The sequence below is a fragment of the Rheinheimera sp. A13L genome, assembly GCF_000217935.1.
In the GTDB taxonomy this organism is placed as follows: Bacteria; Pseudomonadota; Gammaproteobacteria; order Enterobacterales; family Alteromonadaceae; genus Pararheinheimera.
Window position 1 is genome coordinate 56,090 of sequence record NZ_AFHI01000005.1, and the last position, 20,632, is coordinate 76,721.

General features: G+C 47.2%; 15 protein-coding genes. 5 read left to right on the top strand and 10 right to left on the bottom strand.

Annotated elements, in window-relative coordinates:
- Positions 1 to 94 precede the first annotated feature (94 nt).
- The 3 genes from RHEIN_RS03615 to RHEIN_RS03625 form a co-directional block, all read right to left on the bottom strand.
- Entirely contained in the window at positions 95 to 304 is a 210-nt protein-coding gene (locus tag RHEIN_RS03615) for a cold-shock protein (RefSeq protein WP_008897616.1), read from the bottom strand.
- Between the two features lie 325 nt (positions 305 to 629).
- The gene (locus RHEIN_RS03620) at positions 630 to 1,007 is read right to left on the bottom strand and encodes a response regulator (RefSeq protein ID WP_008897617.1); all 378 of its coding nucleotides are present in this window, start codon (positions 1,005 to 1,007) and stop codon (positions 630 to 632) included.
- Positions 1,008 to 1,125: 118 nt separating this feature from the next.
- Complete coding sequence (locus tag RHEIN_RS03625) at positions 1,126 to 2,412, bottom strand: leucine-rich repeat-containing protein kinase family protein (RefSeq protein ID WP_008897618.1); 1,287 nt, start codon at positions 2,410 to 2,412, stop codon at positions 1,126 to 1,128.
- Positions 2,413 to 2,552: 140 nt separating this feature from the next.
- Between RHEIN_RS03625 and yghU the strand changes: the two genes are divergently transcribed.
- Entirely contained in the window at positions 2,553 to 3,398 is an 846-nt protein-coding gene (gene yghU, locus RHEIN_RS03630; protein ID WP_008897619.1) for a glutathione-dependent disulfide-bond oxidoreductase, read from the top strand.
- 11 nt (positions 3,399 to 3,409) lie between these two features.
- Here the strand turns inward: yghU and RHEIN_RS03635 are convergent, their stop codons facing one another.
- Positions 3,410 to 4,576 carry a GNAT family N-acetyltransferase gene (locus RHEIN_RS03635; RefSeq protein WP_008897620.1) on the bottom strand — a complete coding sequence of 389 codons (1,167 nt, stop codon included), beginning with the start codon at positions 4,574 to 4,576 and terminating at the stop codon, positions 3,410 to 3,412.
- Between the two features lie 37 nt (positions 4,577 to 4,613).
- A complete protein-coding gene (locus tag RHEIN_RS03640; RefSeq protein WP_008897621.1) occupies positions 4,614 to 5,726 on the bottom strand; it encodes a response regulator in 1,113 nt (370 codons plus the stop codon).
- A gap of 195 nt (positions 5,727 to 5,921) precedes the next feature.
- Between RHEIN_RS03640 and RHEIN_RS20270 the strand changes: the two genes are divergently transcribed.
- Positions 5,922 to 11,474, top strand: coding sequence for a response regulator (locus RHEIN_RS20270; RefSeq protein ID WP_008897622.1), 5,553 nt, complete (start codon positions 5,922 to 5,924; stop codon positions 11,472 to 11,474).
- A 33-nt stretch (positions 11,475 to 11,507) separates the two neighbouring features.
- Here the strand turns inward: RHEIN_RS20270 and RHEIN_RS03650 are convergent, their stop codons facing one another.
- The 3 genes from RHEIN_RS03650 to RHEIN_RS03660 all read right to left on the bottom strand — a co-directional run bounded on the left by RHEIN_RS03650 (position 11,508) and on the right by RHEIN_RS03660 (position 14,268).
- Positions 11,508 to 12,857, bottom strand: coding sequence for a ribonuclease J (locus RHEIN_RS03650; protein ID WP_008897623.1), 1,350 nt, complete (start codon positions 12,855 to 12,857; stop codon positions 11,508 to 11,510).
- 109 nt (positions 12,858 to 12,966) lie between these two features.
- The gene (locus tag RHEIN_RS03655) at positions 12,967 to 13,458 is read right to left on the bottom strand and encodes an Mpo1 family 2-hydroxy fatty acid dioxygenase (RefSeq protein ID WP_008897624.1); all 492 of its coding nucleotides are present in this window, start codon (positions 13,456 to 13,458) and stop codon (positions 12,967 to 12,969) included.
- A 90-nt stretch (positions 13,459 to 13,548) separates the two neighbouring features.
- Entirely contained in the window at positions 13,549 to 14,268 is a 720-nt protein-coding gene (locus RHEIN_RS03660) for a Crp/Fnr family transcriptional regulator (RefSeq protein ID WP_237704329.1), read from the bottom strand.
- A 58-nt stretch (positions 14,269 to 14,326) separates the two neighbouring features.
- Between RHEIN_RS03660 and RHEIN_RS03665 the strand changes: the two genes are divergently transcribed.
- The 3 genes from RHEIN_RS03665 to RHEIN_RS03680 all read left to right on the top strand — a co-directional run bounded on the left by RHEIN_RS03665 (position 14,327) and on the right by RHEIN_RS03680 (position 19,292).
- Positions 14,327 to 14,842, top strand: coding sequence for a DUF1569 domain-containing protein (locus RHEIN_RS03665; RefSeq protein ID WP_008897626.1), 516 nt, complete (start codon positions 14,327 to 14,329; stop codon positions 14,840 to 14,842).
- Positions 14,843 to 15,188: 346 nt separating this feature from the next.
- Positions 15,189 to 17,645: a TonB-dependent receptor gene (locus RHEIN_RS03675; RefSeq protein ID WP_008897627.1), complete on the top strand. Its 2,457-nt coding sequence runs from the start codon at positions 15,189 to 15,191 to the stop codon at positions 17,643 to 17,645.
- A gap of 66 nt (positions 17,646 to 17,711) precedes the next feature.
- On the top strand, positions 17,712 to 19,292 hold the full coding sequence (locus tag RHEIN_RS03680) for a tetratricopeptide repeat-containing sulfotransferase family protein (RefSeq protein ID WP_008897628.1): 1,581 nt from the start codon (positions 17,712 to 17,714) through the stop codon (positions 19,290 to 19,292).
- An 11-nt stretch (positions 19,293 to 19,303) separates the two neighbouring features.
- On the opposite strand, the gene RHEIN_RS03685 is transcribed toward RHEIN_RS03680, so the two are convergent.
- Positions 19,304 to 20,035, bottom strand: coding sequence for a hypothetical protein (locus RHEIN_RS03685; RefSeq protein WP_008897629.1), 732 nt, complete (start codon positions 20,033 to 20,035; stop codon positions 19,304 to 19,306).
- Positions 20,036 to 20,100: 65 nt separating this feature from the next.
- Positions 20,101 to 20,556 (bottom strand): DUF4826 family protein, encoded by a 456-nt coding sequence (locus RHEIN_RS03690; RefSeq protein ID WP_008897630.1) that lies wholly within the window; start codon positions 20,554 to 20,556, stop codon positions 20,101 to 20,103.
- Between the last annotated feature and the right edge of the window lie 76 nt (positions 20,557 to 20,632).

The window sequence follows — 20,632 nt, forward strand, 5'->3', positions numbered from 1 at the left end:
ATGCAAAAAGGCAGCTGCTATGCAGTTGCCTTTTTTTGTGTTGTGACCCTTAACTCAGTTTAACTCTGCTGTCTTGGGTAACTGTAATTAAAAATTACAGAACAACGATTTTCTCAGCCTGTGGGCCTTTTTGACCTTGTGTTACAGTGAACTGTACACGTTGGCCTTCTTGCAGAGTTTTGAAACCCGTGCTAGAGATTTCGCTGAAGTGAGCGAAAACGTCTGGACCTGAAGCTTGTTCGATGAAACCGAAACCTTTAGTTTCGTTGAACCATTTTACTGTGCCGGTAGTTGTATTAGACATGGTATATACCTGTATTTAATGAAATTAATATGCCTGGTTTCAGGCGGTGGTGCTGTAGAAGATGTTTTAACTTATGAATACAGGACGTACTAAAACAACAGTAACATTCGTTGTGGTGCATAAATAATGAACAGACTAACAAAGCAAGGCCAGTGTATAGGTTTTCAGAGCAGTGTCAAAGCTTATTTCACTAAGTTATTAAAATAAGCTGTTTTATATACCCAAAGTAATTGGAGTTGCAGGGCGGCGACAAGTGAGCGAGACCCCGGGAGCATAGTTGTCCTATGTGACTGGGGCGAGTAGCGCGGTCAACAAAGCTGCGGCTTCAAGTACAAAGGGTATAACGTTCGATGTCGCTGACAAACTGCTGTATTACATCAGGTTTAGCTGGTTTTCGATAATAGTTAATTTTATCTGTCATCGCCTGATCTTCAATGTAATTCATAATATTGGACGTTAACAAACCAATAAAACAGTGCTGATCCCGGCCCCGTATCCAGCGGGCCAGCTCCAGACCATTGCGACCTGGCAGGTTATAGTCCAGTGAATAGGCATCAAAGTGCTGCAGTTCAATTAAAGTCATAGCTTCTTCAGCACTGCCTGCCGTGGAACAACTCCAGTCTGGTCTGAACGACTGCACATAACCTCTGGTCAGCATCAAACACACCTGACTGTCATCGACTATCAATAACTTAAAAGACATAAGCCTGTTTCAACCTCTTCCTTGTTACTCAAACAGAAAACTCCATGGTCTTTTACTGTAGTTATAAGTTGTTCAATTCTCCAGTTAAGCAACAAGATGATCTAACAAACCAATAAAATCACAAAGCGTTCAGCAACTCCTGAAGCTGGCGGAAGCCCGGACGCCCCTCAACCTGTTGTTGTAAACAAAGGTTCAGCACAGCAGCATATTGATGCTCAAATTCAGCTGCCTCTTCTACAGATAACAAAGTGTGCATATCCAGCAACCAGTAGCCAAAAGCCCTGACTTCCAGTGCACAGAAGTTCTGTTGCTGTTGTGCTGGCAAAGCATTCAGCGCTGTAGCTGCACCAAAATCGCCTAAATACAACTGCTGCTGAGCATTCACCAGCATATTGTGGGCATACAAGTCCCCATGCACTATCTGCTGCTGATGCAAATGCGCCATTACGTCTACAACTTGCAGTGCCAACTGACTCAGCTCTGCCAGGGTTAAGCGCTGGCCTTGGGTAAAGGTATCGCGGGTGCAACTGTCAAAAGAAGGAGGTTGCCCCAGTACAATAAAAGACCCCGGCACCAGTTCCATCACTAAACCCGGTAAATCGCTGTCTTTTAGTTTGGCTTTGACAGCTATTAAATTCGCATGATCACCAGCATTCAGGTAATTATTCATTTCATCTTTTGGACAACCATCACTGGTGACCCAGCCTTTAAACTGCTTTAAAGCCACCAGCTCTGGCTCTTGTGCAAAACGGGCCTGATAAATAACACCGGACGCGCCTTCGCCTAACTTTTCCAGCAACTGATAGTCCTTCAGCCAGTGAGTATTTTTCGCTTCGGCTTCAGGCACAGGGCTAGCCGGATTTGCACCCAGCGCCAGCCAGGCTAATTTTGGCAGCCTGAATAACCAATCAGGAAAAGACTCAAACTTATTCAGTGAAAGTCGCAATAAACCCAGCTCACGGCACTGCTGCATGGAGTCCGGCAAAGAGGACAACTGATTGCCTGCCATAGCCACTTTTTTCAGTCTGGTGTAACGGCCAAAATCAGACGGCAATACAGTGAGTTGATTATCCGTCAGGATCAGCCATTCCAGTTGCTCCGGCAAAGAAGCTTCAGCAAAGTCTGTTAACTGATTGCCTTTAAAACTGACCATCACTAATTCTGGGCATTGACTAAGCACAACGGGAATATGGCGGAAGTTATTATTGGTTAAAAACAGGCGCTTTAGTTTAGTAAAACGATGTAAATCAGCAGGTAAGTCTGATAACTCATTACCGGACAGATCCAGAATTTCGACACTGTCGGCAAAACGGTATAAATCGGCCGGAAACTCTTGCAGGCCAGCAGAGAGATTAATCCGGCTTAATGGTGTTTTGGTCTGCGCTAAAGTTTCAAGGCTAAACATTTGATACCCACCCGCTAAAAAGCCGGATTGTACAGATCTGTGCCGGGGAGGGCAAAACTCAAAGTACGGCCCTTGATATCCAGGACCACACCACCAATATCCATTTGTAGTTTGCGAAACCAGTTCCAACAGGAGATCTTATGAGCAATACCTACACCCCGGCTAAAGTCTGGACATGGGACAGTCAAAACGGTGGGGCTTTTGCCAGCATCAACAGACCTGTATCAGGTGCAACCCATGACAAAACTTTGCCTGTTGGCGAGCATAACTTGCAGCTGTATTCCATGGCGACACCCAATGGGGTGAAAGTGACTATGCTGCTGGAAGAATTACTGGAGGCTGGCTATAAAGCAGCAGACTACGACGCCTGGCTTATCAGCATTCGTGATGGCGATCAGTTTGGCAGCGGTTTTGTTGGCGTAAACCCAAACAGTAAGATCCCGGCTTTAGTTGATAAAGGCACCGGCATCCGGGTCTTTGAGTCCGGTTCTATTTTGCTCTATCTGGCCGAAAAGTTTGGCGCTTTTATGCCACGGGATCTGGCTAAACGCACTGAAGTGATGAACTGGTTATTCTGGCAAATGGGCAGTGCACCTTTTGTCGGCGGCGGTTTTGGTCATTTTTATGCCTATGCCCCGGAAAAATATGAATACCCCATCAACCGTTATGCGATGGAAACCAAACGTCAGTTGGATGTGCTGGACCAGCAATTAGCGAACCATGAATTTATCGCAGGTGATGAGTATTCCATCGCCGATATAGCGATTTGGCCCTGGTACGGCGCTCTGGTGTTGGGGCGGTTATACAATGCGGCTGAGTTTTTAGATGTGCAAAGTTATACACATCTGCAGCGCTGGGCTAAACAGATTGATGCGCGTGCTGCTGTACAACGTGCTGTGAAGGTGAATCGCAACTGGGGCGAGCCCCATGAGCAATTGCCAGAGCGCCACAGCGCAGCCGATTTTGACAGCATCCCTAAAGCATAAAAAACTAAAGCTTAATCGGCTCGGTTAGCAAAAGGCAGGCTGTCTTGTGCTTCCTGCTGATACAACACCAAAGCCCGTTGCTCTTGCACACAGTAACGGGCTATAGCGTCATTCATCGCTTTGTGTTCTGCTTTTTCAGTAAAGCGGTAAAAACCATGCCTGAGCACTGGCGCAAAACCCCGTTGCAGCTTATGTTCGCCCTGAGCTCCGGCATCAAAAAACTGCAGCCCTTGCCTGATGCAATAGTCTATGCCGCTGTAATAACAGCATTCAAAATGCAGGAAGTTAAAGTCCTGTTTACAACCCCAGTAGCGGCCAAACAAAGTACTTTCTGACTGGAAACACAAAGATGCCGCCAGCATTTCCTCATCTTTAAAGGCAGCAAAAACTACTATTTGTTTTGCCATAGTCTGACCCCAACGCCAGAAGGTATCGGCCGTTAAATAACCCTGATGGCGTGAGCGCTTTTGGTAAGTGTCGCAATAAAAAGCGTAAAACTGCTGCCAGAACACTAAGTCCAGTTCAGCACCAGTCAGGGTTTTGATAACAACCCCCTGCTCTGTGACTGCAGCTCTTTCTTTGCGGATTTGTTTACGTTTGCGGGCTGTCAGCACAGCCAGAAAATCGTCAAAGCAGGAGTAGTTTTTATTGGACCATAAAAACTGCACATCAAAACGTTCGATAAAATCAGCATCCCGAAAAGCCTGCTGATCTTGTGGTGAAGCATAAAGGCATTGCAGATGACTTAGTGGCAAAACCTGCTGCAGTTCTGAAACTCCTTGAGCCAGCCACTGCAACAGCTCTGCTTTATCAATACCAGCAGCTAGCCCCAAACGGGGTCCTTCGGCTGGCGTAAAGGGAATAGCCAGCAACAACTTAGGGTAATAGTCCAGGCCGTAGTTCTGATAAGCTTCAGCAAAAGACCAGTCAAACAGGTATTCGCCATAAGAATGCAATTTAATATAAGCAGGCACTGCAGCTATTAACTGATCGTTTTGCCAGACCACAAAATGCCGCACCAGCCAGCCGGTGTTTTTGCCTGCACTGCTGCCGACACTGCCACCTTGCTCCAACGCCAGTAAAAACTCATAACGGCAAAACGGATAATCAGCAGGAAATAAGCCATTCCAGTCTGCAGCTGTCACTTCAGCCAGTGAAGACAGCCATTCAAAACGCATAAAACTCCACAGCAATAACGCCCTTTTTCCGGTTTATTTAATCTTGTTTTGTTAGCAGCAACAGCTGCTCAATCTGCTGGGTTAAATCTGAGCAGGACAAACGAATGGATGAGCTATTAATACGCACTGTAGCGGCATCTTCAGCCCCCTGCTCCAAAGCCGTCAGCGTCATTTGCAGGTCCGACAGCGCACCTTTTACCTTATGCTGCAAAATATGCTCGACATCATTTTTTAAGCGGAAGCTATCCTGCAGCGTATCAATCTGGTTGCGCATTTCTTTGGCACTTTGGATCAAAGCCGCATGAGTTTTGACTCTGGCTTTTACCACGGGCGGATTCACGGGTTTGGTAATGTAATCCACAGCTCCTAATTCAAAACCACGCACTATATCCATGGTTTGATCCAAAGCTGTTAAAAAAATCACCGTAATATGCTGAGTTTGTGGATCGGCTTTTAAACGTTTACAAACCTCAAAACCATTCATTTCCGGCATCATCACATCCAGTAAGACCAGATCAGGCTGAGGTTCTGCCGCACAAATTTTTAGTGCTTTTTCGCCACTGGTGGCAGCCCCAACTTTATAGTCTTTGCGCAAGATGTCACTGATCACCTGAATATTATCCACCACATCATCCACCACCAGAATACGCAGCGGTTGTTGTTGCAGTGGTTCTTCTTTGGAGGACTCGGCAGCTTTTTTCTGTGCTGCAGAACGGGCTGGCCCTTCAATGGCACGCAACACCCTTTCACTCAATATCTTGGCTGAAAAAGGTTTCACCACATACTCAGACACACCAGACTTAATGGCCTGGATCACCGCAGCTTGTTCGATAATGGACGAGAGCATGATAAAAGGAGTGCGGCTATGTTTTTTATCCGCACGAATTTTGGCCAGCAACTCCATGCCATCCATTTTTGGCATTTGCCATTCAGATAACACTAAATCAACCTGCTTGAGCAGCATCATACTCAAGGCATGTTCGCCATTGCCTGCCTGCAACACCTGACCAAAGCCCATGTCCCGCAGCATAGTAACCACGGTTTCACGCACAATGTCTGTGGCATCTACCACCAGTACTGTCATTTCAGAGTATGGCTTTCGCACAGCTTCTGCTGCTTCTGTCGTTGTATCCATAGCTTTGACTGTCATAGTGTTGCACTCCGGCTTCATCTTCTGTTTTGCAGGTTACTTTCTTTTTTACTGAATGGGAATCATTCTGTCCGACAAAAACGCAGCTATATACTTGGGTATAAATTCAGCAGCCCAACTTGACGAATAGTTGCGGATGGCTGACAGTTGAGCCAGAGCCAGTATCGACATGAATTGTTTATCCGGAGAGTCTGATTGAATCCTTTGTATCTGCTGGGCATAAGGCTGCTGGCATCTGTTATTCCTGCGCTGCTGATGTTCACAGTAGCAGCCACACAACAAAAAATTGAAAAACTGTCGGTGTACAGCAGGCTGGCCAATCCACAAATTTACAGTGTGGCTAACGATCATCAGGGCTTCTTATGGTTTGGCACAACAGACGGATTGAAACGTTATGATGGCTATCAGTTTGTTTCCTTTCAGCATGAGCCAGACCAGCCAGGTTCTTTGTCAAACAATAATGTAGGGGTGATGCTGCATGATTCTCAAAGCCGGCTTTGGGTGGGCACCTGGGGCGGCGGGCTGAATTTGTATCAACCACAAAGTCAGACCTTCCGGCATTTTCGCCACGACCCAGAGTTACCAGGTTCCTTAGGTGCAGACAGAGTGCAATCCCTGTTTGAAAGTAAATCCGGCGATATATGGGTGGGCACCAATGGCGGCGGTTTAAATTTATATCAGCCACAAAGCGGCGCTTTTAAAAGCTACACCCATGACCCTGCTAATCCGCAAAGTATTGGCAACAACAGGATCTGGGGCTTAGCAGAAGACAGTAAGCAGAATTTATGGGTTGCCACTACCGATGGTTTGTATCGATTTGACGCTAAGCAACAGCAATTTCATAAATATGGCGTAGCCGAAGGCTCTTTGGATCACCCTGAAGTACGTTCTATTTTTATCGACGCCCAAGATCAGCTCTGGGTCTCTACCCGTTTGAGTTTTGGCCGCTTTGAGCCAGACAATAACAGCTATCAGCGCTATGCATTACCGGATGGCGAACTGCCCAGCGTTAACAGTATGACAGCTCAGGGTGACTTACTTATTCTGGCCACTCTGGCCGGCGTCTATCATTTTAATACCAAAGAAAAAAGCTTTCGTCCGGCCGCATTAAATGGCGATTGGTCTTTGCTAGGCAGCCATGACGTGCGCCAGGTGCTGCTCGATTCCACAGGCTTGTTATGGGCAGCCACCCGTTATGCCGGTGTGGTGAAAGTATTTCCACGCCTACCCGCTTTTGAGGGCTGGAACAACTACTTAAGCCACAGGCCGCTGTCCGGTTTGTATTCTCAGGTACAGAGTATGATCGCAAAGCCAGATGGCGGTTTATGGCTGGGCACAGGCAAAGGTTTGGTCGCCTTTGATGGTCAGCAGCAATTCAGCCCTTTAACTTCAGCCAGCTTTCCAGGTCAGTTCACCCGCTTTCGCATCAAAACTATGGCCTATGACAGTCAAGACCAGCTTTATATCAATACAGATTCAGGCTTGTATAAACTGGAGCCACACCAACTGCAAATCCATCAGCTGTCGATGGACTGGTTGAAATTAGCCGGGGATGGCGTAGAGTCGCTGGCGGTGGATAAAGACGATCAACTCTGGCTGGTGTTGTCCTCCACTCATCATCTGGTGCGCTGGGATCCAAAAACCAATACCACAGACTACTTTTTAAAAGACGTAGACCCTGTGTTTAGTTTTGTTGATCAGCAAAATGAAATCTGGGTTGCCACGCTCGGAGACGGCACTTATCGTATTTCAGCCGATCGTACACAGATTTCCCATTTTTTACCCGCCACCAGCCAGAGCCTGAGCAATACCAATCTGAGTACAGCCAGCGTATTAGCCATAGTGCAAGCCGATGCCGACAGCTTATGGTTTGCGACCAGTCAGGGCGTAGACCTGTACTCGAAAAAAACGGGGACAGTCACTCACTTTAAACATGTGATCGAAGGTGAAGTTATTTCAGTGCAATCCATGGCACTGGATACCAATGGTATGTTGTGGCTGGCGACCTCTCATGGCGTATCCCGGCTGGATCCGGACACTGGAATATTTAACTACTTCACTACCAATGATGGCTTAAGCAGCAACGGCTTTTTGCCTCGTTCAGTCACTCAAACCCCGGATGGCCGGATTTTTTTTGGCAGCGTTGAAGGCATAACAGCAGTATACCCATCGCAAGTCAGGGTCAATGAAGTGCCACCTCCTGTGGTGATTACGTCGGTCAGGATTGATGGGAAACAGCAGTCTTTTCCCTTGCCTGAGTTACTTGAAGTTGCAGCTGATTTTAAAAATTTGAGCATTGATTTTACGGCTCTGGATTTTCAGGCCACTGAAGACAACAGGTATCAAACCCGCTTAGTGGGGTATGACGATCAGTGGAGCAACAGAACACCCGAACACAAGGTTAACTATGGCCGCCTGCCCCCGGGTGACTATCAGTTTGAGGTACTTGGCAGCAATAATCATGGTGTCTGGAACCCAAACCCACAGCGGATGAAATTGAAGATATTACCGCCCTGGTATCAAACTACTGTGTTTTTAGTAACAGCCCCGCTGACACTGGCGCTGCTGATCTTTTTCTGGTTCAGAGCAAGAACCCGGGCCCAAAGAGAGCGCGAACAACATTTAACCGAACAAGTCAGTCGACGCACAAAGGACATTTTATTGTTGGGTGAGCTGGGCAAAGACATAGCCGCTACTTTTGAGCTGGAGCAAGTAGCACAAAAAATCTATAACCACCTGACCACAGTACTCAACACCGACACTGTGGCTTTGGGTTTGTACGATCAGCAGCGCTCGGAGGTCAATTATCTGTTTGCCATGCGAAAAGGCGAACGAGTTGACCCCGTCTCAGTGCAACTGAACAATCCACGTCGCCCAAGTTGCTACTGCATTGAGCAGCGGCAAGAGTTTATTCTCTCTACCCCATCGGACTGGGCACGTTATGGCCTGTCTCCCCAGCATTGCCTGAATGGCCCACAAACCCAGACTGTGATTTGTGAACCCTTGATTGCAGGCGAGCAACTGTTGGGTATTCTGAGCATTCAAAGTGATCAAAACGACGCTTTTAGTGAAGCCAAAATTAATATGCTGCGTATTATCGCCAGCCATGCGGCAGTGTCTGTGTCCAATGCTTTATCTTTCCAGCAACTGTCCGAAACCCGGCAACGTTTTGAAATGGCAATGATAGGAGCCAATGCAGGTTCATGGGAGCTGAATAACCAGACAGGGGAGCTGATTACCAATGAAATCTGGGCCACTATGCTGGGTTATACCCCGGACGAACTGCTGGCCTCCTATGGCAACACCATCGATCAGTTGAGTCAGTTAGTGCATCCGGACGATTTAGCCAGAACCCAGGCTGCTTTTGTGCACCATATCAAAGGCTTCAGCGATGTGTATCGGGTGCAGATGCGGATGAAAAGCCGCAGCGGTCAGTGGAAATGGATGCTGAGTGTGGGGAAAGCTATTCAACACAAGGTATTTGGTATTTTATTGGATGTCAGCGAATCCAAGGCGATGGAAAGTGCGTTGCTGGAAGCCAAAGAAAAAGCCGAACAGGCAACCAAAGCCAAGTCCGACTTTTTATCCAATATGTCGCATGAAATCCGTACTCCTATGAATGCCATTATTGGCATGAGTCATCTGGCACTGGACACAGAATTAGCGCCCAAACAGCGCAATTACATCGAAAAAGTGCATCGCAGTGCTGAAGTCTTGCTTGGTATTATTAATGACATTCTCGACTTCAGCAAAATTGAAGCAGGTAAACTGGACATAGAACAAACAGAGTTCCAGCTCGATACAGTGCTGGAACAACTGGTGGATATGGTTGGGCTGAAAGCGGCTGAAAAACACATAGAACTGCATTTTTCCATAGCCCCTGATGTACCCACTGTATTGAGTGGCGATCCACTGCGTTTAGGCCAAATTTTGACGAATCTGGGCAATAACGCGGTGAAGTTTACCGAACAGGCCGGTGAAATCACGGTTTCAGTGCATTGTGAACAACAAGAAGCCAATCAGGTGCTGCTGCATTTTGCCGTCAAAGACAGTGGTATTGGTATGACTGCAGAACAACAAGCCAAATTATTTCAGTCATTCAGCCAGGCCGATAGTTCGACCACCCGCAAATACGGCGGCACAGGTTTAGGTTTAGCTATTTGTAAAACCTTAACAGAACTGATGCAGGGTGAGATTTGGGTTGAAAGCTCTGAAGGCCAGGGCAGTACTTTTCATTTTACAGCACGCTTAGGTGTAGTCACGCAACCTCAGACTGCAACCGGGTTACCAGACTCAATGACAGGGCTGAAAGTTGTAGTGGCCGACGACAACGATACAGCTCGGGATATTTTAGCCGGGCTGCTGCGCCATCAGGGCTTTGATGTCACCAGCACAGACAGTGGTGAACAAGCACTGTCTGTGGTGCGCGAAGCCGACCAACAGCAGCCTTTCCAGTTACTTTGTATCGACTGGAATATGCCGGGTCTGGATGGTTTAGCCACTATTGCCAAGCTGCAGCAACTGCCTTTGTTATCTCCTCCTAAGATTATGCTGGTGACCGCCTATGGCACTGATGAGGCCAGACAAGCAGCTGTTCATCTGAAGATTGACAGTTATCTGGCGAAACCTTTTAGCCGTCACAGCCTGCTGCAGGCTGTGTTGCATTCTTTTGGCCACAACAGTCAGGTCAGCAGCAAAGAAACTGGCATAACAGCCAAAGTTCAGGCCGCTATCCGGCAGTTACGGGGCGCCCGCATTTTGCTGGCTGAAGACAATATACTGAATCAGGAATTGGCGATGGAGCTGCTTAGCAGCAATGGCCTTGTTGTCACCCTGGCAGAAAACGGCCAACAGGCATTGGATTTATTACAGCAGCAACATTTTGATGCCGTGCTGATGGATTGTCAGATGCCAGTGATGGATGGTTATGCTGCAACAGCTGCGATTCGCCAGCTTGGGCAATTCAGCCAGTTGCCTATTATCGCCATGACCGCCAATGTGATGGCCGCAGATATTGAAAAAGCGCTGGATGCTGGTATGAATGCTCATATTGCCAAACCTATTAACGTCAATGAGATGTTTTTGGTGATGGCAAAATGGATCAAGGTTGCTGATCCGCAGCCTGAAGTGATGCCCGTTTCTGAAGATGCAGACCAGCTTCAACTGCCTGAATTAGCAGGTATAGACACAGAAGCCGGGCTTGCTGTCAGCCAGCACAAGCAGGCTTTGTATCTGAAGTTATTAAAACGTTTTGCCGATTCCAACCAGGATTTCAGCCAGCAGTTTCAACAAGCGCTGCAGGACACAGACCCGGAAGCCGCCAGCCGCTGTGCGCATAGCTTACGGGGTTCAGCCGGAAATATTGGCGCTAAGGCAGTGCAGTTTGCGGCACAAGCTTTAGAGATGGCCTGCCGTGAGCACACAGATATCACAGCGCCTTTACTGCAGCTTGAGCAGGAGCTGGCTGTGGTATTAACTTCTTTACAGCAACTCAGTCAGAGTCAGGTTTCTGCAGAAATACAAGAGGCCGATCCACAGCAGATCCAGAGTTTACTAGAGGAACTGACTGCTTTAATCGCAGACAATGACACTGAAGCCGTAGATAAAGCAGAACAACTGCAGCTGTTACTCAGCGGCACAGAATATAAAGTGGCGGTTGCTGCTTTACTCAAGCATATCAATAACTATGATTTTGATGAAGCAGCGGCCAGCTTAACCCTGTTAAGCCAGCAGATAGAAAGCCAGTGAGCTGTTGCAGACTAAATTTGCAACAGCGCGGCTTTACCTGAGCAGGGCAATACGGCCGGTTTTGACCACTTGTTTATAAACACGGGGCTCTGGTGCCAGTACATACAAGTCGCCATTCAAACCAGTGAGTTGGATTGGCACACCGACTTGATGTGCGACCTGAGCATTAGCCTCTATATGAGCGGCTTCACCATGCACAGGCACTGCGATTTGCGGTTTTACCCAGCTGTACAATAATTCCAGCTCGCCACGGCACGGGTGACCTGAAACGTGAATGGGTAAATCTGTGTCGTGGCTTTGCAGGGTTTGGATGTCACGTTGCTGGAATTGCTGCACCAGCTTTTCGATAAAAGCTTCGTTACCCGGAATAATAATGGAGCTGAAAATCACTAAATCTCCGGCTTCCAGTGTCAGTTCTCGCTGCATATCTGCGGCTAAACGGCTTAAGGTGGCTTTAGGTTCACCCTGACTGCCGGTGGCGACCACTAAGACTTCTTCTTTGGGCAAATAGCCTAAATCATTGGCGTCTATTAAATGAATGTCGTCTGGCCAGTGCCCTGTAGCGCGGGCAGCACCGACCATATTTTGTAAAGAACGGCCCAAAAGCGCCATATAACGACCGGTTTTATTGGCTACCCGGCCAAGGGCTATTAAGCGTCCGACATTGCTGCTAAAGCCACTGACGACCACACGACCCTGCGCTTTACTAATCACCTGCAACAACGCCTCATAACAGTCGTTTTCCGACACTGAAAAACCGTCACGTAATGCATTGGTGGAATCACAAACCATAGCTGTGACATTTTCATGAGCTAAACGCTGAAAGACGCGGGGTTTAAAAGCTTTCCCTGTCATAGGTGTTGCGTCTATTTTCCAGTCAGCTGTGTGAAACACCGAACCAGCTGGCGTGCGTATCATCAGGCAATGAGGTTCAGGGATAGAATGGGTAATAGCCAAAAACTGCACCGCAAAAGGCCCTATATGTTTGGTGTCACCGGTTTTGACTTCAATGATAGGGACTTTATCCAAAAGCCCAACTTCGCCGAGCTTACGGCGCAAAATTTCAGCCGTAAAAGCTGTGGCGTAGACAGGGCATTTAAAACGAGGCCAGAGTGCAGGCAAAGCCCCTATATGATCTTCGTGAGCATGGGTGATAATAATGCCAGCGAGGTTTTCCGGTTGCCTGGCAATAAAAGCCGGATCGGCAGCCACTACATCTGCTTTGCTTACACTGTTGGGCTGCAACGGACTGTTAAAAGTTACACCACAATCCACCATCAGCCACACACCGGCATGACCATATAAATTCAGGTTCATGCCAATTTCGCCTGTGCCACCCAAAGGTAAAAACCACAAATCAGCACGGCCCGGTATTAAATCCACAATTACAACTTCCTGCGCTTTGCACAACCACTATTTACGATACGTTTAGTGTAAGCCTATTGGTCAAGGCGTCCTAGCAATAATGCCGTTCTGCTCCATATCGCCGGATTTAATGCACAGGCCCTGCTTTTTGATCGATTTGTTGCTGCAGTGATTTGGCAAACCCCAGCAAAAACAGCACTTCCGCCATCACAAATAAAGGCCCTATCAATAAACCCACCAAATCATCGACAAAAGCCGGTTTTTTGCCTTCAAAATAATGCCCGATAAATTGCAGCACCCAACCAAAAATAAACACCGCCACAGAAGCACCTAACCAGGCCATTGTGCTGTCCAGTGCCACCAGCTGCAGCGCGACCAGATAACAGCTCGCACTAAAGCCCAGCATCACCAGCCCCATACTGACACTTAAGCGAAAATAAAATAACAAAGAGCCAACAAGCAACAGATGAGTGGCGGTAATGCCGGCAAACAACTCAAAAGACAATAAGCTAAACAAGGCGATCACAATCAGCGGTATACCGGCAAAGTGGGTGTAAATATTGCGTTTATCTCTGTGGTAATGGGCGTACTGAATTAAATGCTCAGACAAAGTTTTCATCCGGTTCTCCTTAGCAAAAAAACACTCTAAGACAAAACAGCAATCAACACTGTCGGACAGCCGACAATCTATTTTCTTTTGGTCAGGAGTTTAATCAGTTGGGGTCTCTGCGGCTTGTTTTAGCAGTTTCAAATCTAATACTTCAATTTCCCCATAATTAGTGCGGATCACGCCACTCGCCACCAATTGTTGCAGCAACTGATTAATGGTCTGGCGTGATAAAGACAATAACTGCCCCAGTTGCTCCTGATGCACTGGGATCAGATTCCTTTCATCCTGTTGATGTAAACGACATAACATCAGTAAACGTCTGGCAAGACGGACTGAAGAAGGTAACAAACTGATATCTTCCAGCGCCTGAAACACCAGGCGCATTTTTTCAGTCAGTAACTGACCAAAGCGTTGCCACCACAGCGGATCCTGCTGCACCAACAGCTGCAAAGCAGCACTATTCAGATGCAATAACTGACAAGGCAAACTTGCAATTGCATCATGGGTGCGGGCTTTGCCGTCAAACAAGGCAATTTCACCTATCCAGTCCCCCGCCTCCACTATAGTCAGCAGCGCTTCGCGGCCTGAATGATGTACACCAGCAATCAGCAAAGCGCCGGATAGCAGCACATAAATGCCATCAAACTCATCACCGCGGCTGAATAAACGCTGGTCAGCACCCAGCTGAAGCTGTCTGGCCTGAGCTAACAACTGCTGCTGTTGAGCCTCAGATAAAGCAGCAAACCAACTGCTGTGCTGTCGAAGCTGTGATGCAAAACCATAGAGCATAAATGAACCTGAACCAATCAAACTGTGCACAAGGTAGGAGATCCGGATAAAATCAGCAAGTACAGCAGCGTCAGTTCCAGGAAAGCAGATGAACAGAAGACAATTTTTAATCGCAGGTGTAGCAGTTTCTGTGGCAACAGCCGCAGGAGTAGAGCTTGGCAGCAGAGGCTTTAAAGCCCATTGGGATCAACTGATGGATCAGCTGCGCTCAATGCAGAATAAAGAACTCAGCAGCAGCGGCAGCTGGAACCCGAGTCAGATATTTCAGCATCTGGCGCAAAGTGTTCAGGGCTCGTTTCAGGGTTATCCTGAACATAAAGCAGCCTGGTTTACCCACAGCGTGGGGCCTGTCGCCTTAAAAGCTTTTAAAACTGCAGGCGCTATGTTTCACCCACTGGATGAAGTGATACCAGGCATGCCGCAGCTTGATGCGACTATGCCAACACAACAGGCATTGCAGACCTTGTTACAGGCGTTAGAGTTGTTTGCCCAAAGCACCAGGCTTAGCCCGCACTTTGCCTACGGAGTGCTGAATCAGCAGGACTATCAGGCCGCTCATGTGATGCATATCCGTCAGCATTTGCAGCAAATTCAAAGTTTATAAATCACTCAGTACGCTGCGTTTTAGCGATAAAAACAACAAAAAGACAGGTTCTGCTGATGAACAAAAATACTTCACTTATCGGATAAAAATAAATCACTCATACATATTTTGCATAAATATGATTTTAATGCAGTTCAAATTTCATGCCCCCCTCAGCCAAATATCAGCAACACTATAAGAATAAAGAGCTACAGCAAAAGTTAAGCGAAAACAGACAAATGAATTTAATTTGTTAATTATTGAATATAAATTCAGCAAGCGATTTAAATGCCTATTGTTTTCTGATTTTTTATGTGTTTCTATCGGATGAAACCCCAAAAAAATACGACCAATAGAGGTAATTTCCATGCAGTTTAAGCCCAGCCTGTTATCGCTGACTATTGCATCTGTTTTAGCAGCACCCACCCTTGCTGTAAAAGCAGAAGCATTAGCAGCACAAGAGCAACAAATTGAGGTGATTAATGTCACCGCAACCCGCCGCAGCGGAACAGTGCAGGACGCACCTCTGAATATTACAGCCCTGGATAATGATGTGATTGCCCAGCAAAACATTAGTGAGCTGGCAGATATCGCCCGCTGGGTACCAGGCTTAACCATTACTGATCAAGGTGGCCGTGAAGCTTCCCCTATTATTGTGCGTGGTTTAAATACCAACTCTTCAGGCCCGGGTTCTGACGGTGGCACAGTCTCTACTTATATTGGTGAACTGCCTGCAGCTGTGGATCTGAAACTGGTTGATGTAGAAAGGGTTGAAGTATTAATTGGCCCCCAGGGCACTTTATATGGCGCTGGTACTTTAGGTGGTGCTATCCGTTACATTCTGAATAAACCAGAAACTGACGTAGCCAGCGCAAGCGTCTTTGGTGATTTATCGTCCACAAAAGAAAGTGACAGCTTAGGTAAACAAGGTGGCTTTATTGTCAATTTTCCACTGATTAACGACACCTTAGCTTTACGTGCTTCACTGAACTATCTGAACGATCCGGGTTATATAGATTACAACTACATGGTGCGTGAACCTGGTGTATCACTGACCGATCCGGATTGGAGTAACAGTGCTGAAGTAGCAGAAAACACCTACCGTAAAGCCGATGCCAATGGTGAACAAACCACCACTGGCCGTATAGCTCTGCGCTGGACGCCAAACGACTGGTTAGACAGCACTTTAAATTATTACTTCCAGAACGAAAAAATTGAAGGCCGTGGTATTACCCACTACGACGCTTTAGGTGAAGCGAACCCGTTAAAACCTTTGATTGGCAAATACGAATCCGCTTACCGTTATGAAGAACCAAACGACATTGATAACTCGCTGTTAAGTCTGGAAGTGACTGCAGATTTAGGTTTTGCTGAACTGGTTTCTGCCACGGGTTTAGCCAAAACTGAAGAACATGGTCAACGTGATCAAACCGACTTATTGATCCGTCTGAATTATGGTTATGAAGAGTTTCCTGCCTTCTCCGCTTTTACCCGTGAAGATCAGGAAGAAGAAGTCTTTACTCAGGAACTGCGCTTAGTCTCCACAGGTGACAGCGACTGGAACTGGATTGTTGGCGCTTTTTATAACCAGTCCGACTTTGAAGGCTACAGCCGAGAATTCACCCCGGGCTTTGATCAATATGCATTGACCGAGTGGGAAACCGGCGGTAACCCACGTCCTGACGCTTTGGAATATATTTCTGTTGATGACACCACTGTCACTGAAAAAGCAATTTTTGGTGAACTCGGTTATCAAATGACAGAACAACTGGCTTTTACCCTGGGCGCTCGTTTTTATGACTACGATGTGAAATCCAGATCAGCCATCGACTTACCTCTGTACAATTCAGTGTTCGACGGTGCACCATCTGATGCTATTACGCTGGACTTTAAAGACGCCAATGCAGAAGACAGCGGTAACCTGCTGAAATTTAATACCAACTATAAATTTACGCCGGATGTGATGGGTTATTTTACCGTCAGTGAAGGTTTCCGTATTGGTGGCTCGAACGGTGTAGCGCCATGTCCGGTGCCATTACCAGAAGATCGCCAGATTGTTTGTGCCCTGCCGGATGAACGTATTTTCACTCCGGATATGACCACCAACTACGAGCTGGGCTTTAAAACCACCTGGTTTAAAAACAAACTGCACTTTAATGCAGCTGTATTTAATGTCGATTGGGAAGATGCCCAGGTTTCAGGTGCTACCGTCAATGGTCAGCAGCCTATTGTCACCAACGCGGCGTCAGCCAATGCTAAAGGTGTGGAAATTTCAGCACGGGCCATTTTACCTAATGGTATCAGTACTTATGCCACTTATGCTTACACCAGAGCAGAGCTGACCAGCGATGCACCTTTCCTGTTTGCTGTAGTGGACGATCAAGGCACTGAGATACAAGACTTTTATGACGGTAAAGACGGTGACAGACTGCCGGGCTCACCTGAAAATCAGTTCTCTTTGGGCCTGAACTACGAAACTGAAGTTCTGAACGGAAAACAGCTGGATCTGACCTACGGTTTAACCTACCAAAGTGACGTGATTTCCAAGGTGGGTTTAAGAGCTGATGGTGAAACCTTACCAGGCTACGCTTTGAGTAACATAGCCGCCAAACTGGCAGACGACAGTTGGTCTGTCACCTTCTATGTCGACAATCTGTTTGATAAATATGCCTTTACTTCAGTACGTCGTGATAAAGGCGATACCGGCCTGGCAACCTTTCCGGACAGAAATGTGAACGACCCAGCACTGCAACGCAACTACGGTCATTTCATTCTGACGCCAATGACAGTGGGCATGAAGTTTAACTATCAGTTTGAGATTTAAGCTCAGTTGAGGTAAAACTGTTTTTTCTGAAGGGCACTGACAGTGCCCTTATTTTTCCGGATTAGTATGACTGTACAACTCGCTCCAGCTTTAGCTAAACAACATCAGCACGCCCTGCAATTAATCCAGCAACGCCGCTTTAAAGAGGCCCACGCCTGCTTAGCCCAGTTACTCGAACATCAGCCAGATCATGCAGATAGCTACTTTTTATTAGGTGTGATTAACCTGGAATATGGCCAGGTGCAGAAGTCTGTGCTTTTAATGGAAAAAGCCGTCAGCCTGCATGCAAAAGATGAGTATCTGGCCCATTTAGCCAAAGGCTACAGCCTGACAGGCGCCTTAGAAAAAGCCAAAGCCATAGCTGAAGCTTTGCCTGCAGAACAGATCCAGCAGGCTTTAACTTTGGATACCTTAGGTGTGGCGTTAAGCCGGGTGGGTTTGCATCAACTGGCCCTGAGCTATTTTCAACGTGCTGTCACTGTGCAGCAAAACAAGGCCAGCTATTTTTACAACCTTGGCGTGTCATTGAAGTTTATTGGTGACTTTCCTGCTGCCAAAGCGGCTTTTGAGCAGGCTTTACAGCTCGAACCTAACTATTATCAGGCTCATTACGCCATGAGTGATTTGGCAATGACCGCGGATCCAGAAGTCAGGATCACTGAATTACAACAGGTCAAAACCAGACTGGAATCGCCCGATGCTTTATTGCATATAGGCCATGCTTTGGCCAAAGAATATGAGGCGATACACAACTACCCGGCCGCTATGGCTGAGCTGGGTCAGGCCAAACGATACAAATCTCAGACTCTGAATTATCAGGTGGAGGAAGATTTAGCCTTGTTTGCTGCAGCCACTCAGTACTCAACAAGCCCTGTGCTCAGTACAGCAGGCTGTCAAAGCTCAGAGCCCATTTTTATTCTTGGCATGCCCCGTTCAGGCACCACCTTAGTGGAACGTATTTTAAGCAGCCACAGCGACGTATTATCAGCAGGTGAATTACAGGATTTTGGTATAGCGGTTAAAGAACTGACAGCCACAACCAGCGCTAAAGTGGTGGATGTGGAGACTTTAAACGCCGCTTATGCTCTGGATTTTAACGCTTTAGGCGAACGTTATCTCAAGCGTAGCAGAGTGGTGACAGGCAGCAAAGCACGTTTTATCGACAAACTGCCCTTTAACTTTTTTTATATCGATTTAATACGCCGTGCCCTGCCCAATGCCAAAATCATCTGCATGATGCGTCATCCGATGGACACTTGCCTTGGCAACTACAGAGCGTTGTTTTCCCTCGGCAGCCCTTATTACCGTTATGCCTTTGATTTAAAACACACCGCACGTTTTTATGCCGCTTTCCACCAACTGGCTTTGTTCTGGCAACAGCAAAATTTGCCGAATTTCAGACTGCAAAGTTATGAGGAACTGGTGCAAAACCCAGAGCAACAGATAGCTGAATTACTTAAATTTTGTGATTTGGATTGGCAACAGGCTTGTTTACACAGTGAACTGAATCAGGCGCCTGTATCTACAGCTTCTAAAGTTCAGGTGCGTGAGCCGGTCAATACAAAATCAGTAGGGCGCTGGCAGAAGTATCAGCCTATGCTGGAGCCTTTACTGCAGCAACTGAAAGCGGCAGGTATAGAGCTGTAGGGCCCACTGCCTTAACGCTTCAGTTCAGCCAGCAGGTAGAAGTATCGGCCTTGTTCGTTACTGTCCTGAAAAGCATAAGAGCTGCTATAACGCCACCAGTTCTGCGTTTGCATCGCGTTGTACACCACAATAAAGCGCTCTGGCTCGTATTCATAACCACGGATTTCGCAGATACTGGTTTTGCAGGATACTGAGCTTAAATTCACCTGACTGGCATGCTCGTGAGTGGCAAAATGGTCAGCTATTTTCAGCTCCATCTGATAAGCCCATTCGCTGTCTATCTCTTCCACCTGATGCTGATTCAGATAATCAATAGCCTGGCCTGCTTGTTTCGCCATCAGGCTGGCAAAAGGTTCAGGCAAAAAGGAGCTGGCCTGCTCAGGGCTGATAGCGGTCCCGGCAGCATCAGTGTTTTGCTCAGGATCTTTAGTTTCAGATGCCAAGCCTTGCTGTAAAGACTGCTGAGCAAGCTCCAGCATCTGATCTTGTGCAGACAGTTGTTGCTCTAAATCCCTGACCTTTAGCTGCAGCTGTTCTACTTCTGTCGCATCAACTACTGGAGCCTGGGCTAAAGGCTGAACCAGGGGTGCTGGCAATTCGGGGGCTGGATCCAGCAGCTGAGTCCTATCCGCAGAGCTTCCTGGCTCAGGCTGCTTGTCCGTGCTGCTGTTTAACTGTAAGCCGGTCACCAGACCCACAACAAAGACTAAAACAGATACCATCAGAACATGGGTTGTTTTCACCTGAACTCCTGCTAAAAATTCCTTTTACAGAACCAGACTAACCTAAAGCAGTTGCAGGTAAAAGCTTAATCCTGCTCCCACATATCCTCATCACTGGCCCAGAGTTTTAACAGCTCTGCTTGTCTGGCTAGCTGAGCTGCTTGCTGGGGTAAATCACCACTTAGCACAGGGCTGCCAGTCCAGGCTGTGCCTTTGGCGGCAGCTGCAGCTATAGCAGCCCATTTTTTAGCAAAAGCTGCTAAAGCTTCACGAGGTTCGGCGCACTCTTCTGCAGCTATAAAATCAAAAGCCACAGGCTGAGGCTGTACGCCAGTGCTGTCACCCGCCAGAATCCAATGCCCCACAAAACCCGGATCTGCCGGATCTTCTACAGCCCATAAACCTACATAAGGTGCGGCATACCATTCAGGCCAGTCACAAATCACACCATGCGGAATATTCTGTGTTTTTACATAAGCTTCAATAGCGGCAAATTGCGCGTCACACCAGGCCCAATCTTCTGCTTCATCTAAATCCATCATCAAATGCCCTTGCCCTCTGAAAACGGCTATTCTCACCAAGTTAAACAACGGCAGCAAGCTTTGATTTCAAGTACAC

Excerpts from the sequence above, each read along its gene's own strand:
- RHEIN_RS03615 (WP_008897616.1), bottom strand. The coding sequence starts at position 304 with ATGTCTAATACAACTACCGGCACAGTAAAATGGTTCAACGAAACTAAA.
- RHEIN_RS03620 (WP_008897617.1), bottom strand. The coding sequence starts at position 1,007 with ATGTCTTTTAAGTTATTGATAGTCGATGACAGTCAGGTGTGTTTGATG.
- RHEIN_RS03625 (WP_008897618.1), bottom strand. The coding sequence starts at position 2,412 with ATGTTTAGCCTTGAAACTTTAGCGCAGACCAAAACACCATTAAGCCGG.
- yghU (WP_008897619.1), top strand. The coding sequence starts at position 2,553 with ATGAGCAATACCTACACCCCGGCTAAAGTCTGGACATGGGACAGTCAA.
- RHEIN_RS03635 (WP_008897620.1), bottom strand. The coding sequence starts at position 4,576 with ATGCGTTTTGAATGGCTGTCTTCACTGGCTGAAGTGACAGCTGCAGAC.
- RHEIN_RS03640 (WP_008897621.1), bottom strand. The coding sequence starts at position 5,726 with ATGACAGTCAAAGCTATGGATACAACGACAGAAGCAGCAGAAGCTGTG.
- RHEIN_RS03655 (WP_008897624.1), bottom strand. The coding sequence starts at position 13,458 with ATGAAAACTTTGTCTGAGCATTTAATTCAGTACGCCCATTACCACAGA.
- RHEIN_RS03665 (WP_008897626.1), top strand. The coding sequence starts at position 14,327 with ATGAACAGAAGACAATTTTTAATCGCAGGTGTAGCAGTTTCTGTGGCA.
- RHEIN_RS03675 (WP_008897627.1), top strand. The coding sequence starts at position 15,189 with ATGCAGTTTAAGCCCAGCCTGTTATCGCTGACTATTGCATCTGTTTTA.
- RHEIN_RS03680 (WP_008897628.1), top strand. The coding sequence starts at position 17,712 with ATGACTGTACAACTCGCTCCAGCTTTAGCTAAACAACATCAGCACGCC.
- RHEIN_RS03690 (WP_008897630.1), bottom strand. The coding sequence starts at position 20,556 with ATGATGGATTTAGATGAAGCAGAAGATTGGGCCTGGTGTGACGCGCAA.